This window comes from Mesorhizobium sp., assembly GCF_965229135.1.
GTDB lineage: Bacteria > Pseudomonadota > Alphaproteobacteria > Rhizobiales > Rhizobiaceae > Mesorhizobium.
Window position 1 is genome coordinate 766,161 of record NZ_OZ245860.1, and the last position, 14,325, is coordinate 780,485.

The 14,325-nt window shown below is 62.7% G+C and carries 8 protein-coding genes and 1 pseudogene; 6 read left to right on the plus strand and 3 right to left on the minus strand.

The features are described from left to right. Positions 1 to 2 precede the first annotated feature (2 nt). The 3 genes from ACO07C_RS03690 to ACO07C_RS03700 all read left to right on the plus strand — a co-directional run bounded on the left by ACO07C_RS03690 (position 3) and on the right by ACO07C_RS03700 (position 2,882). On the plus strand, positions 3 to 815 hold the full coding sequence (locus ACO07C_RS03690) for an ABC transporter ATP-binding protein (protein WP_421912881.1): 813 nt from the start codon (positions 3 to 5) through the stop codon (positions 813 to 815). A gap of 14 nt (positions 816 to 829) precedes the next feature. Continuing rightward, positions 830 to 2,203, plus strand: coding sequence for an MlaD family protein (locus tag ACO07C_RS03695; protein WP_421912882.1), 1,374 nt, complete (start codon positions 830 to 832; stop codon positions 2,201 to 2,203). Positions 2,204 to 2,288: 85 nt separating this feature from the next. Then, complete coding sequence (locus tag ACO07C_RS03700; protein ID WP_421912883.1) at positions 2,289 to 2,882, plus strand: ABC-type transport auxiliary lipoprotein family protein; 594 nt, start codon at positions 2,289 to 2,291, stop codon at positions 2,880 to 2,882. Between the two features lie 33 nt (positions 2,883 to 2,915). Here the strand turns inward: ACO07C_RS03700 and ACO07C_RS03705 are convergent. Further along, positions 2,916 to 3,529, minus strand: a pseudogene (locus tag ACO07C_RS03705) (3'-5' exonuclease). 153 nt (positions 3,530 to 3,682) lie between these two features. Then, positions 3,683 to 10,522, minus strand: a complete 6,840-nt coding sequence (locus tag ACO07C_RS03710) for a kinesin (RefSeq protein WP_421912884.1) — start codon at positions 10,520 to 10,522, stop codon at positions 3,683 to 3,685. Positions 10,523 to 10,791: 269 nt separating this feature from the next. Between ACO07C_RS03710 and ACO07C_RS03715 the strand changes: the two genes are divergently transcribed. The 3 genes from ACO07C_RS03715 (at position 10,792) to ACO07C_RS03725 (ending at position 12,696) form a co-directional block, all read left to right on the plus strand. Beyond that, positions 10,792 to 11,160 (plus strand): Hpt domain-containing protein, encoded by a 369-nt coding sequence (locus ACO07C_RS03715; protein WP_421912885.1) that lies wholly within the window; start codon positions 10,792 to 10,794, stop codon positions 11,158 to 11,160. A gap of 100 nt (positions 11,161 to 11,260) precedes the next feature. Further along, complete coding sequence (locus ACO07C_RS03720) at positions 11,261 to 11,581, plus strand: 2Fe-2S iron-sulfur cluster-binding protein (protein ID WP_421912886.1); 321 nt, start codon at positions 11,261 to 11,263, stop codon at positions 11,579 to 11,581. Between the two features lie 86 nt (positions 11,582 to 11,667). Beyond that, positions 11,668 to 12,696 carry an NAD(P)/FAD-dependent oxidoreductase gene (locus tag ACO07C_RS03725; RefSeq protein WP_421912887.1) on the plus strand — a complete coding sequence of 343 codons (1,029 nt, stop codon included), beginning with the start codon at positions 11,668 to 11,670 and terminating at the stop codon, positions 12,694 to 12,696. A 39-nt stretch (positions 12,697 to 12,735) separates the two neighbouring features. Here the strand turns inward: ACO07C_RS03725 and ACO07C_RS03730 are convergent, their stop codons facing one another. Continuing rightward, positions 12,736 to 14,202, minus strand: coding sequence for an MDR family MFS transporter (locus ACO07C_RS03730; RefSeq protein ID WP_421912888.1), 1,467 nt, complete (start codon positions 14,200 to 14,202; stop codon positions 12,736 to 12,738). Positions 14,203 to 14,325 lie beyond the last annotated feature (123 nt).

Here is a 14,325-nt window from a genome sequence, read left to right on the forward strand (position 1 = left end):
CGATGAAAAGCGACACAGCCGCCGAGATCATGGAGCAGAAGGGCGAGAGCGACATCGTGCTCTCCGCCCACGACGTCACTGTTTCCTTCGCGGACAAGGTTATTCTCGACAAGTTGTCGCTCGATATCAGGCGCGGTGAAATTCTTGGCTTTGTCGGCGCCTCTGGTGCTGGCAAGTCCGTTCTCTTGCGCACCATCCTTGGCCTGACGCGAAAGCAGTCGGGAACGATCAAGCTGTTCGGCGTCGATATCGAGAAGGCCAGTGACAAGGAACGCCTGCGCATCGACATGCGGCTGGGCGTTCTCTTTCAGCACGGCGCCCTTTTTTCCGCCCTCACCGTTCTGGAAAACGTGCAGGTGCCGATGCGCGAATATCTCGACCTGCCGCGAAAGCTGATGGACGAACTGGCGATGCTCAAGGTCGAGCTGGTCGGCTTGCCGCCGGACGCGGCGTGGAAATTCCCGTCCGAACTTTCCGGCGGCATGATCAAGCGCGCCGCGCTGGCGCGGGCGTTGGCGCTGGACCCCGACATCGTTTTCCTTGACGAGCCGACATCCGGTCTCGACCCGATCAGCGCGGCGGAATTCGACGAACTGGTCGTAAAACTGCGCGATACGATGGACCTGACAGTCTATATGGTCACGCATGATCTCGACACGCTGTTCACGGCCTGCGACCGCGTTGCGGTGCTTGGCAACAAGAAAGTACTGGTCGAAGGCACCATCGATGACATGATGAAGAGTGAAGAACCGTGGGTAAAATCGTATTTCCGCGGAAAACGCGCCCGACAACTTGATCTTGCGGCACGCGCATAGCCATAAGTGAAGCAATGGAAACCAGAGCCAACTACGTCATTGTCGGCATATTCACGCTGGTTGCGATCCTGGCGGCTTTTGCCTTCGTCTACTGGACAGCGGCGATCGGCGACAAGGGCGAGACCACCTTGCTGCGCGTGCGCATCCCGGGCTCGGCTTCAGGGCTCGGCCGCGGCAGTTTCGTGCTGTTCAACGGCGTCAAGGTCGGTGACGTGAAGCGCGTCTACATCGATGTCGACAATCCGACCGTCGCCATCGCCGACACCGAAATCGACCGGATGACGCCGATCACCAAGTCGACGCAGGCCGATATCGGCCTTGCCGGTCTGACAGGACAGGCCAACATCGAACTGAAGGGCGCCGACCCCAAGGAGGTGAAGCTCCTCGACCAGGCCGAAAAGGAAGGCAAGGTCGCCGAGATCATCGCCAACCCGTCGGCCGTCACCAACCTGCTGCAGACCGCGCAGACCATCTTCAGCCGTGCCGACAAGGTTCTTTCGGATCTCGAAGGTTTCACCAAGGATGTACGCGGGCCGCTGACGCAGACCGTCCAGAACGTGCAGACATTCTCTGACGCCCTTGCCAAGAATTCGGACGGCATCGACAAGTTCCTCTCCAGCGTCAGCTCGCTTTCCGATGAGCTGAAGGGTGTTTCGGGCAAGCTCGACGGGACGCTGAAGGCGGCGGAAGGGCTGCTCAATGCCGTCGACAAGGATCAGATCAAGAGCATCGTCGCCAATGTCGATACGGTGACAGCGAATCTCAAGGAAACATCAAAGCAGTTCGATACGGTCATCAAGAATGTCGATACGGCGGTTGGATCGATAAACGATTTCGCCCAGAAGACGCAGGGCACCCTGACCAAGGTCAATGGCGTGCTCGACGGTGTCGATCCGGCGCAGCTTCGATCCGCCCTGGCCAATATCCAGCAGGCGAGCGAGAACGCCAACAAGGCGGCCGCCGACATTGCCCAGGTGACCAGCAAGATCGCCAACCGGTCCGATGATATCGACCAGACCGTCAAGGACGCGCGCCAGCTGGCGCAACGCCTCAACGACGCTTCCGTGCGGGTCGACGGCATCCTCGCCAAGGTCGATACGTTGCTGGGGTCTGGTCAAGCTGACGGCGTCATGGCGGACGCCAGGGATACGCTGAAGTCGTTCAAGCAGGTTGCCGACACGCTGAACGGCCGCCTCGGCGCCATCCTGGACAATGTGTCACGGTTCTCGGGCCAGGGCCTGTCGAACGTGGAGGCGCTGGTGCAGGACAGCCGCCGTTCCATCGGCCGCATCGAAGACGCCGTGACCGACCTCAGCCGCAACCCACAGCGGATCCTTTCCGGCGGTGACGGCGAGGTTCGACAGTTTGATGGCAGGGCGCGGCGTTGACTTCGGCTTGCGCTCGCCCCAAGAACGTAAGGCAGATGCAACCCAGAGGATCGGTTTTGCGATCCGGGGACAATGGGGATCGCACGTGAAGATCGCGCTCAAATCGGGTGTGGCATTTCTTGCCCTTACCCTCGCCAGTTGTGCGGCGTTGCCAGGCGGAGGGCCCGCGCCCCTCGACACATTCGAACTGTCGGCGCCGGCGGTCGAGGCGCATGGCCACAGCCGCCGCCAGATCCTGATCGCGCAGCCGTCGGCGCTGAAAGCGCTGGACAGCCAGAACATCGTCATCAAGCCATCGGCACGGTCGATCCAATACCTCAAGGGCGCCCAGTGGGCCGATCGGCTGCCGCTGATCGTGCAGGCGCGGCTGGCCGAGACGTTCCAGCGTTCCGGCAGCTTCGCCGGGGTCGGCAAGCCGGGTGAGGGGTTGGCGATCGACTATCAGGTGATCGTCGAGATCCGCTCCTTCGAAGTCCGTGTTGACGGTGGCTCGCATGCCGAGGTCGACCTGTTCGTGCGCATATTGAACGACCGCAATGGCGAGGTGCGCTCTTCCAAGAGCTTCACCGCAACCGCGCCTGTCTCGGGCAGCGGCAACCAAGCCTATGTCGGTGCGCTTGACGCCGCATTCGGCGACGCGGCCAAGCAGATTGTGCGCTGGACAGATTCCGTTATCTGAGCGCAAGGCTCGCGGGGGGCGCGATCTTCTAGACTACAGCGGATCGAAGGCGTCTGGGTGCAACTTTCCAGCCCTCATGAGATGCCGCAGTGCGTAGGTTACCGACAGCGCGTCGTCGAGTGCGTCGTGCCCTCGCAATGGCGGATGCTCGACGCCGTAATACTCAGCAAGCTTGTTGCTTGGCGTCTTTGCCAGATCCTCGATCGGCATCCCGGCCGCAATCAGCAGCTTGACGGCATTGTCGAACCGGTGGGCGGGGATGGCAGGCTGAATGCCTGCGACATAGCAACTTATGGCGACCATGTTCAGTTCGTCTTTGCCCCAGGACCAGAGGCGAGCCGCGCCGGAGAAGCGGTCGACCTCAGCAAGAGCTTCCCCAAGCGCGACCCCTTCGGCGTCCATGGTTTCTTCAGTGATGCCGGTGAGCTTGGTGAAGAACGGATCGAGCGTGTATCTGTCGCCAAACCGGTCGACGGGGCGACGTAAGCCTTGTGGGTACCCAACAGGGGAAAGTCGTCTTCGAGGCCAAGCCTGACCGCGCCGATCTGCGCAATCACTGGATCGGGATCGTGGGCAGCGCACCAAAATCTGCGCTGTGAGCCCTCGAGGCAAAGAAACTCGCAGTCGAATATGATTGCCGTTTTCACTATCAGCCCCTTTGTATCGACGGTCAGGGCAGTGGGCTTGCCCGTGGTCTCGCACTTATCCGGGGGAAAGCGGACTTCGCACTGAAAGTCTCAAAGCGTCAAGGGCGGGGTGTTGGCCCCGCCCTTTCAGTTCCGCCATAGTGGCCCGCCAAGCTAGTGCAGGCGTCCGCTGGCATGGGCCAGCATGGTGTAGACCTTGCCGGTGTCGGAGGTCAGATAGGTCTGCGCCATGATGTTGTCTCGGTCGTTGCGCGACACATCCTTGAGCAGCTTCTCGAAATCGTCGCAGTAGCGATCGACCGCGCCGCGGAACTCCGCCTCGCTCTGATACTTGCGGCGGATTTCATCGAACGTCTGCTGACCCTTCAACGTGTAGAGCCTGCGCGTGAAGACGTCACGCTCGCCTCGCCGGTAGCGGTTCCACAACTCGATCGAGGCATCGTGGTCGATGGCGCGAGCGATATCGACCGAAAGCGAGTTCAGCGATTCCACGACGTGAAGCGGCGAGCGCTGGGCCGGGACAGGACGCGGCGCTTCCACCGGGGCCGCGGGCCTCGCTTCCTCTTCGCGCGACGCGCCGGTCAAGAGATCGCGCACCCAGCCGCCCTGAGGCGCACGGCCATTCGGATCACGCTGACGCGGCGCGGTCTCGGACGGACGCTCAAGGTCGAGGGCGCCGCGTAGCGCGGTACCGCCCAACGGCGCCTGAGGGGCCAGACGCTCCGGCTGTGGCGCCGGTGGACGACGCTGAGGCTCAGGCGCGCGTGCCACCGGTGCTTGCGGCGCTGGACGTAGGTTGCGCTGCTCCGCATTGTCCGCGCCGCCGCGGCCCGATTTCGCAACGATATCCGAAAGCTCCTTCAGGGCGTTGATCTGCTCGGAAACGGCGCGGCGGATGGCCGTGGTCGATTCCTTTGCCTCTTCGGGCATCTCGATCACGCCCTTCTTGAGCTCGGCGCGGGTAAGGTCGAGCTCGCTCTTGATGGAGCCCGCTGTGCGCCGCATCTCCTCGGTCGCGTCGGCGAAGCGCCTTGTCGCCGAATCGACGACCTCGGAGATGGCGGTGCGGATCTTATCCGCCGACTCCAGTGTCTTGCCTTCGGCATTCTGCAGCGTCTGGCCGACAAGGTTCTCGAACGAGCGCATGACCCTTTCGAGATCTTCCGACTTCTTGACCAGGCCGACGGCGAGATCCTCGAGTGAGGACTGCCTCTCCAGCGTATGCTCCAGGTTGCTCTGGGCCGAGCTCAACAGATCCGAGGCACTGGACAGCAGACGGCTGTGCTCATCGAACTTGGTCGCGATCGAGGCAACCTCACGCAGGGTCGAGGAGGACAGTTCAGTCAGCCGGGTCGTGTTGGAGTCGACCAGGCGTGCCGAACTGGCGAAGGTCTGCGCGGCCTTTTCCGTCGTCGCCGCGAAGCTCTGCGTGCTGCCGGTCAAGCGTTCGTCGACCTGACCGAGATTCATCGCAGCCTGCTCGATCAACTGACCGAGCTGCGAGCTGGACTTCGTCATGCGGCCGATGAGATCGGCGACGCTGTCGGACAGCGATGAGCGCGCGCCTTCCACGGCCGAAAGCGTCTCGGCGGTGCGGCTGGCAAGCGCGTTGACGAGGGCGGCGTTTTCGCTGCGCAGTTTCTCTGTCGCGCGCTCGGTGACCTCCTCCATGCTCCTCTGCAGTTCAGAACCGCCCTGGGCGAAGCGCTCGACCAGTGGCCGTGCCGTCTCGTCCAGGATTTTCGACATTTCGGCCGAGCGCGCGGCGAGCATCGTATTCAGCTCGCGGGTGTTGGCTCCAATGGTCTTGGCCGCGTCGTTGGTGCTCTGGCCGATATGCTGGCCGACGGCCGTGAAGGTTTCCGCAATGACGTTGGCGCGCGAGACCAGCTGAGCCTCGGCATTCGACACCTGTTCGTTGAGGCGCTGGCTCATTGACTCTGCCGTATAGGCAAGGCGGTTCTCGACACTGGCGACCTGCTCCTCGACACGGGCAGCCGTGGCCGCGGCGCTTGATGCCAGCCGTTCGTCGACGCCGACGAGTCGGTTCTCGACATTGGCGACGTGCTCTTCGACACGGGCAGCTGTTGCCGCCGCGCTCGATGCCAGCCTCTCATCGACGCCGGCAAGCGCCTGCTCGATTTCGCGGGTATGGACAGCGAGCTCCTGGCCGGTCTTGCGGGCACGGTCCGCGACCCTCTGCTCCGTATCGGCAAAGGCGCCGACGATGCTTTCGGCGTGGCCGCCGATGGTCGAGGTGCTGTCGGCGATACGCGACACCAGACGGTTATCCGCCTCATCGAAGATGCGGCCGATTTCGGACGCGCGCGCCGACAGGGCTTCCGAGCCCTCGGCTATGCGCGAAATCAGCTGCTGGTCGGCCGCATCGAAGATACGGCCGAGGTCAGACGCACGCGCGGCGAGCGCTTCGGCCGATTCGCCGATGCGGACGCTCAGGCGCTGGTCGGCGCCTTCGAAGTTGCGCAGGATGTCGCCGGCGCGGGCGGCCAGCGACTGTGCCGTCTCGACCGCGCGGGCAACGAGCTTCTGGTCCGCCACGTCGAACGTGCTGGCGATTTCGCCTGCACGAGCGGCGAGGTGGTCGGCCGTTTCCTGGGCGCGGGCCAGCAACGTGCTGGAGGCGTCGTCGGCGCGAGCGATAAGAGCACTTGACGTGTCTTCGGCGCGGGCGTGGAGACGACGATCGGCATCCTCGAAGGTTCTGGCGATGTCGTCGGCCCGTGCGAGCAGGGCGCTTGACGTGTCGTCGGCACGTGCCGCCAAGCGGCGGTCCGCCTCCTCGAAGGTGCGAGCGATGTCTTCCGCTCTCGCCAGCAGCGCCGCTGAGGTCTGCTCGGCGCGTTCGGCAATCTTGCGATCGGCATCACTGAAGGCCGCGCCCGCCTGTTCATGCAGGGCGCTGGTGACTTCCATGACCTTTTCGCGCAAGGCGCCGGCGACGAACACGGCACTTTTCTCGAGCACGCTGCGAACGTTGTCGACGCCAGTCGAAAGCGCACGTTCCATCGTTCCGGCGCGTTCCTCGATGATCCCGGTCTGACGGCTGAACGCCTGCTCGATCTTCTGGACGTCCGCGGCGATCGCCTCGGAAATGTCGGTGCTTCTGGCCGCGATCTGGTCGATATGGCCTGACAGCGAACGATCGACATCCTTGCGGGTATCGGCGAGCTTGGAGAGGTCTTCTTCCAGCGCACGTGTCAGCATGTTGCGGCCTTCGGCCAGCTTGCCGACATGTCCGGCGATGATGTCGTCGACATCGGTGCGGCTCGCCGCGATCTTCTGCAAATCGGCCTCGAGCGCGCGCTTCAGGATGTCGCGGCCCTCGGCCAGTTTCTCGACCTGGCCGGCCACGAGACCGTCGATGCTCGAACGGCTTTCCGCCAGTTTGGCGAGATCGTCCTCAAGCGCCCTGGACAGGGTCGAGCGGTCCTGCACCAGCTTTTCCGAATGGCTGTTTACGAGGCCATTGACGCTTTCGAGATCGGCTTCCAGCGCCCGAGCAAACTGCGCGCGATCGTCGGTGAGCTTTTGCGACTGGTCGGCAATCGTGCCCCTGATCGTGTTGAGGTCGGCCTCCAGCGCGCGCTTGAGGATATCGCGACCCTCGGACAGCTTCTCGACCTGGCCGGCAACGAGGCCGTCGATGCTCGACCGGCTTTCCGCCAGCTTGGCAAGATCGTCTTCCAGCGCCCTGGTCAGGCTCGAGCGGTCCGCGACCAGCTTCTGCGACTGGTCGGCAATGGTCCCCCGGATCGTGTTGAGATCGGCTTCCAGCGCGCGCTTGAGGATATCGCGGCCTTCGGCCAGCTTCTCTACCTGGCCGGCAACCAGGCCGTCGATGCTCGAACGGCTTTCCGCCAGCTTGGCAAGATCGTCTTCCAGCGCCCTGGTCAGGTTCGAGCGATCCTCAACCAGCTTCTGGGAATTCTCGGCGATGACGCCCTTGATGGTATTGAGGTCGGCTTCCAGCGCGCGCTTGAGGATATCGCGGCCCTCGGCCAGCTTCTCGACCTGGCCGGCGACAAGACCGTCGATGCTCGAACGGCTGTCGGCGAGCCTGGCAATGTCATCCTCGAGCGCCTTGGACAGCGTCGAACGATCCTGCACCAGCCTCTGGGAGTGGCTGTTTACAAGGCTGTTGACGTTTTCGAGGTCGGCTTCCAGCGCGCGGGCGAACTGCGCGCGATCGTCTGTAAGCTTCTGCGACTGGTCGGCAATGGTGCCCCGGATCGCGTTCAGATCGGATTCCAGAGCCCGCTTCAGGATATCACGGCCCTCGGCCAGCTTCTCCACCTGGCCGGTGACCATTCCATCGATGCTGGTACGACTGTCGGCGAGCTTGGCAAGATCGTCTTCCAGTGCCTTGGACAGGATCAAGCGATCCTGGGCAAGCCTGTGCATGTGATCGGAGACGACGTCCTTCACCTTGAGCAGGTCGGTTTCCAGCGCCTGCGAAAGCTGGCCACGGTCTTCCACCAGCTTGTCGGACTGGCTGGCGATCACGTTCTTGATCGTGTTGAGATCGGATTCCAGAGCCCGCTTGAGGATATCGCGGCCCTCGGCCAGCTTCTCGACCTGGCCGGCGACCAACCCGTCGATGCTGGAGCGGCTCTCGGCCAGTTTGGCGAGGTCGGCCTCAAGCGTCTGGGAAAGCAGGCTACGGTCTTCGGCGAGCCGACCCGAATGGTTTTCCAGCAGGTTGCGTATTCCAGACAGGTCGTTTTCGAGCGAATTGCTGAGCTGGCCCCGGTCTTCGGCCAGTTTCGACGAGTGGGTTTCGATGAGGCTCTTGATGCCTGCGATATCCGCTTCGAGGGCCCTTGCCAGCACGGCGCGGCCTTCGGCGATCTTCTCGACCTGACCGGCTACGAGACCGTCGATGCTGGCGCGGCTGTCGGACAGCTTGCCGAGATCCGCTTCCAGGGCACGCGAAAGAATGTTGCGGCCTTCGGCGAGTTTCCCGACATGGCCAGCGACCATTTCATCAATGACTGTCCTGGCTTGTACAAGTTTTCCGGAGTCTTCGTTCAATGCCTGGGCAAGCCGGTTGCGGCCTTCCTCGAGCCTTTCGAGATGGCTGCCCAGCGAAGCGTCTATGGCTGCCCGGGACTCGTTGACCTTGCGCAGGTCTTCTTCAAGCGCGCGCGCGATCAGGTTGCGGCCTTCGGCCAGTTTCTGCACCTGGTTGGTGACAGCGGCATCGATGCCGGCGCGGCCTTCGGCGAACTTGGCCAGGTCGGCCTGCATTGCCTCCGCCATGCGCTCGCGGCTTTCGGAAAGTTTGCGGCTGTGATTCTCGACCGCTTCCTCGATACCGACGCGTGCATCGGCAAGCCGCTGGATGTCGCTGTCGAAGGACCTGGACACGACATGGCGCGCCGCCTCCATGCGTCCGGCGAAGTCGCTGGCGCGAGCTTCGAGCATGGATGAGGTCGACGTCACGATATCGGCCATGTCGGCGCCGATCTGGGCCTTGCCCTGATCGATCATGCTCGACAGCGTGTCCCTGCTTTCGGCGAATGTGTGGGCGATTTCGCGCGCGCGCTCGACGAGCGTCTCGTTGATCTGGCGTGCGCGGGCTTCGAGCGCGGCATTGAGTTTCTGCGTGCCGGTATCCAGCGCTTCGGCGCGGGTCTGAAACTCGCTGATCAGCGCCTGGCCGCGCTCGGCCAGCGTGCGCTCGATGCCATTGAGGCTGGCCTCGAATTCCGAATTGAGGGTGCGCGCGGCGCCACCAAGCAGCGAGACCATGCCGGTGGTGCGGTCGTCCAGCAGGTCGGTGAGCGAGCGGGTCAGGCCGTCGGTTGTGTCCGTCAGCTTGGCGATGCGCGTATCGAGCAGGCTGGCAAAGGCTTCACCCGACGTCGACAGCCGGTCCGTGATCGAATCGAGACGGCCCTCGACGGAATCGAAGATCGACATCGAGCTTTCGTTGATGCGGTCGATCAACGTGTCGCCCGAATTGGTGATCGTCATGGACAGCTTGGTCGAAGCGTTGAGGATGCTGTCGCGAATGATATCGCTGGCGGCGCCGATTTCCTCCTTCAGCGTCTCGTGAGCGCCGGTGATCGAGGCGCGAACGCGCTCGGCATGGGTGACCACCGCCTCGCGCTCGCTGCCAAGTCCGTCGACCAGCGAGCGGATGCGGGATTCATTTTCGGAATAGGAGCGTTCGATCTGGTTCACTTCGCTGTGGACGAGCGTCTCAAGCTCTACGGCACGGGCGAGTGTCCGCTCGATGCCTTCGCCCATGGCCGCCACTTCGCGACGAACGGCCTGGCCGATCATCATCACGCGGTCCTGGGCTAGATTTTCGGGCTCGGCGAGGCGGAAGGCCACTTCGGTCATCGACTGCGCGGCAATCCGCATTTCCTGCGCACGACGGATCATGGCCGCGAATGCCCAGAACAGGATGACGGGCACGATCGCCGCGATCGCCAGACCGATCAGTTCGGGGCGCGCGAAAAACTGGTCGACCGTGCGGATCCTCCAAATATCCGGTCCGAACAACAGATTGGCCAACCCGCCAGCACCGGCGATCCAGGCGAGCGACACGAATGCCACGACCCAATAGATCGTGTTCGATGCGCGACGGTTGAGTGTGTGCAGGAGCGTCTTGTAATCTTTTTGGCGATCGTCATTGGCTGGCGCGAAGCCGGTCGGCTGCGAGGCGTTGCGGGTTTCCACGGGCCGCAGTTCAGCCGGCTTGGCCTCTGATTTCGCGGGCTGGGGTTTCGCGGGCTGGCTCTGGGTCGCCACAGGTGCTGTTGAAACAGGCGCCGCTTTCTGGCTGCGACCTTCGCGCGCCAATTCGTCCGCGGCCTGCGATATCTGCGCTTCCAGATCCTCCATGGAAGCCGCGATATCGAGATCGCCGCTTCCGTCTCCGCTCAGGTCGAGATCGAGCGCCTTTTCGAGTTCCCTTGCTACGTCGCTGTCAAGAGTTCTTGTCGTGGTGGTTTTCTTCGCCATGCCTTCGCTACCCTGTACTAGCTGCCGAGGGACTTATGATTCTGGTTATCTTATCCCACGCAGGAGGCTGAAAATGGACCCTCGTATCGTAATGACACAGGGGGGTAAAGAAAACATGCATTCCGCGGGATACGTAAAACTTTAAATATAAGGTTAACGGAACCGTGATCTGGGCGCCGTTTTCGCAACATTTTTCCGGTTCAATCGTTAACCCGTTGTCCATGGGATTCGCCTAGTTTTGCGGGCAAGAGATGAACGGAGTGCAGATTATGCGCGGCGAAAGCGGCATTGCCTTTTCAATGCCCGGCGGCGACGCGTCGGGAAGGGGTCGATCGAGGCCGGTGGATATGGCCCATCTCTCTCGCCAGACAATGGGTGACAGGGGCCTCGAGCAAGAGGTGCTGGCGCTCTTTGTACAGCACGCCCTGTCCGTGCGCGACAAGATCACCGACGCCGATATCCACGAGAGACTTCTGCTGGCGCATGGCCTGAAAGGCTCGGCGCGAGGCGTTGGCGCCTTTGCGGTTGCCGATTGTGCCACCGATATAGAGCACGCACCTGGAGACAATCGTACGATCAAGCGACTTGGCGCACTGATCGACGAAGTGCGCGATTTCATCGCCGCCATCAGCCGATAAGTCCTGTTTCCGAAAAAACGTCATCCGGTGGCGTTTTCACGCGGCAGTTGACTTGTCTGCCGGAGTGATTATCTCGGCTGAAACTCCCTTCAGGTGACAAATGACCAAGCTGACTTTCATCGCCCATGACGGCACACATTTCGACATGGACGCCGAGAACGGCTCGACGGTCATGGAGAACGCGATCCGCAACGCAGTGCCGGGTATCGAGGCCGAGTGCGGTGGCGCGTGCGCCTGCGCCACCTGCCATGTCTATGTCGACGAGGCATGGACGGCCATTGTCGGCGAACCTGAGGCGATGGAAGAAGACATGCTGGACTTCGCCTACGATGTTCAGCCGAATTCGCGGCTGTCCTGCCAGATCAAGGTGCGTGATGCGCTAGACGGTTTGGTCGTTCGCGTTCCCGAACGCCAGGGCTGACGTTTCCGGCCTTTTTTGCCATTGCTGCTTGGCAGCGGGCTCCAGGTCATGCAGTCTCGCCGGGGTTCCGCAGCGAGGCGAACAGCATGACCGATATCATCAGGACAGACGTGCTCATTGTCGGGGCAGGGCCCGTCGGCCTGTTTGCCGTGTTCGAACTCGGCCTCTTCGATATGAAGTGCCATCTGATCGATATACTCGACCGGCCTGGCGGGCAATGCGCCGAACTCTATCCGGAAAAACCGATCTACGACATCCCGGGCTGGCCATCGATCTCGGCTCAGGGTCTTGTCGACAAGCTGCTTGAGCAGATCGCGCCATTCAAGCCCGACTTTACCTACAACCGAATGGTTTCCAGCCTCGAGAAACTCGAGGACGGCGGTTTTCGCGCGACCACCGACGAGAATGAGGTGTTCGAGGCCAAGGTGGTGGTGATCGCCGCCGGCGGCGGCTCCTTCCAGCCCAAGCGGCCGCCGATCCCGGGTATTGAGCCCTATGAAGGCAAAAGCGTCTTCTACTCGGTGCGCCGGATGGAGGATTTTCGCGGACATGACCTCGTCATCGTCGGCGGTGGCGACTCGGCGCTGGACTGGACGCTCAACCTGCAGCCGGTGGCCCGCAGCGTCACGCTGGTCCATCGCAGGCCGGAGTTCCGCGCCGCGCCCGACAGCGTCAACAAGATGTACGCCATGCAGGAGATGAAGCAACTGGAGTTTCAGGTCGGCCAGGTGACGGGGCTGGTTGGCGCGGACGGCCAGCTTTCAGCCGCAACGATCAAGGGGACTGACGGCGACATCGAGGTGCCGTGCACACGCATGCTGCCATTCTTCGGCTTGACGATGAAGCTCGGGCCGATCGCGGAATGGGGGCTCAATCTTCATGAGAACCTGATCCCTGTCGACACCGAGAAATTCCAGACGTCGGTTCCCGGCATCTTCGCTGTCGGCGACATCAATTGGTATCCAGGCAAGCTGAAGCTGATCCTGTCGGGGTTCCATGAGGTGGCGCTGATGGCGCAGGCCGCCAAGCGCATCGTCAGCCCCGGCGAGCGGATCGTGTTCCAGTACACGACCTCTTCCACCAGCCTGCAGAAGAAGCTCGGCGTTTCGGGTTAGAACCTGCTCGCGTCTCGCCTTGCGGGATCAGCTCCGTTCTTACTCCGCCAGGATCGGCGCCGGATTGTCCATGTGGCCGCGCAGTTCCTTTTCGGGCATCAGCGTCAGCGTGATGAGCCCCAGCACCAAAGTGGCCGCCGCGACCAGAAAGATCATCTCGAACGGCAGGGCGGACGCCACGTGGCCTGTCATCCGCACGCCTTCACCGGCAAGAGGCAGCCCAAAGCCCAGGGCGACGGCGCCTAGTATCGCGACGCCAAGCGCGCTGCCCAGCGAACGCAGGAAGGTCAGGACGCCCGTGGCGACGCCAAGATGCATCCGGTCGACGGCGTTCTGTACCGATACAGTGGTCACCGGGAATGTCGTCCCGGTTCCCAATCCGATACAGATGGTCAGCACTTCGACGACAAGCAGCGATGCATGGCCGGCGAAAAAGGCCAGCAGGCCAAGACATAGCGTGGCGAAGATGACGCCGACCATCGCGATGCGCTTGTAATGCGTGAAGCGTGGTATCAGGCGGCCGCTGGAGGCCGCGCCGCCGACGGTTCCAAGCAGAAGGCCGAGCATGGCAATGCCCGACTCGCTGGCCGTCAGGCCAAGAATCGACTGCAGATAGACGGGCAGATAGACGGCAAGGCCGACGCTGGAGGCCTGGAGCAGGAACATCGACAGCGTGCCTGCCAGGACGATCGGGTTGCCCAACACTTCGAGCGATATCAGCGGTTCGGCCGCCCGCATCAGCCGCAAGGCAAAGGCGGCCCAAAACAGCGCCGAGCAGGCCAGCACGCCAATGACTTCCGGCGATACCCAGGGATAGGCGCTGCCGCCCCAGTTCAGGGCGAGCAGCAGCAGTGCCGTGGCGACGATCAGAAGCAGCGCGCCGAGGCCATCGATACTGTGGTTCTTTGCGGCGATCGGAAGCTTCTTGAGCGGTTTGTTGATGATCGCCATTGCTACGAAACCAAGCGGAATGTTGATCCAGAATATGAGCGACCAGTGCAGATGCTCGGCAAAGGTGCCGCCGAGCAGCGGCCCGGCGACGCTGGCGACGGCCCACGTACCCGAGAACCAAGCCGCGTAGCGCGCCCGCTCGCGCGGCGGAACAAGGTCGCCGACCACGGTCTGCGTCAACGCGAACAGGCCGCCGCCGCCGGCGCCCTGGATGGCACGTCCCAGGACGAGGGCGAACATGTTGGGGGCCATGGCGCTGACCAGCGATCCGGCGAGGAAGATTAGGATTGCCGCATAGACGGTTGGCCGGCGCCCATAGACGTCGGAAATCTTGCCATAGAGCGGCGCCACGGCGGTGGCGGTCAAGAGGTAGCCGGTGACGATCCACGGCAGGTATTCGGCATGGCCGAGCGAGCGGCCAATGGTCGGCATGGCCGGGGCAACGATCGTCTGGTCGAGCGCCGCCAACAACATCGACAGGAGCACGCCGCCGATGATGGCGTTCTTCTCACTCTCCGTTAGAGGAGGTGCTTCCTTGTTGACGACCTGATCCATCAATTCACTCCAGCCGGCCTTTGCCGGGCATCTTCTCCAAGGCCAATTCATGCTGCCGCCGCGCCGTTGCCGGCGACGCATGTCGGAGCCTTGGAATTCAGCTGTGGACCTCGTTGGGACGAC

Excerpts from the sequence above, each read along its gene's own strand:
- ACO07C_RS03690 (WP_421912881.1), top strand. The coding sequence starts at position 3 with ATGAAAAGCGACACAGCCGCCGAGATCATGGAGCAGAAGGGCGAGAGC.
- ACO07C_RS03695 (WP_421912882.1), top strand. The coding sequence starts at position 830 with ATGGAAACCAGAGCCAACTACGTCATTGTCGGCATATTCACGCTGGTT.
- ACO07C_RS03710 (WP_421912884.1), bottom strand. The coding sequence starts at position 10,522 with ATGGCGAAGAAAACCACCACGACAAGAACTCTTGACAGCGACGTAGCA.
- ACO07C_RS03715 (WP_421912885.1), top strand. The coding sequence starts at position 10,792 with ATGCGCGGCGAAAGCGGCATTGCCTTTTCAATGCCCGGCGGCGACGCG.
- ACO07C_RS03720 (WP_421912886.1), top strand. The coding sequence starts at position 11,261 with ATGACCAAGCTGACTTTCATCGCCCATGACGGCACACATTTCGACATG.
- ACO07C_RS03725 (WP_421912887.1), top strand. The coding sequence starts at position 11,668 with ATGACCGATATCATCAGGACAGACGTGCTCATTGTCGGGGCAGGGCCC.
- ACO07C_RS03730 (WP_421912888.1), bottom strand. The coding sequence starts at position 14,202 with ATGGATCAGGTCGTCAACAAGGAAGCACCTCCTCTAACGGAGAGTGAG.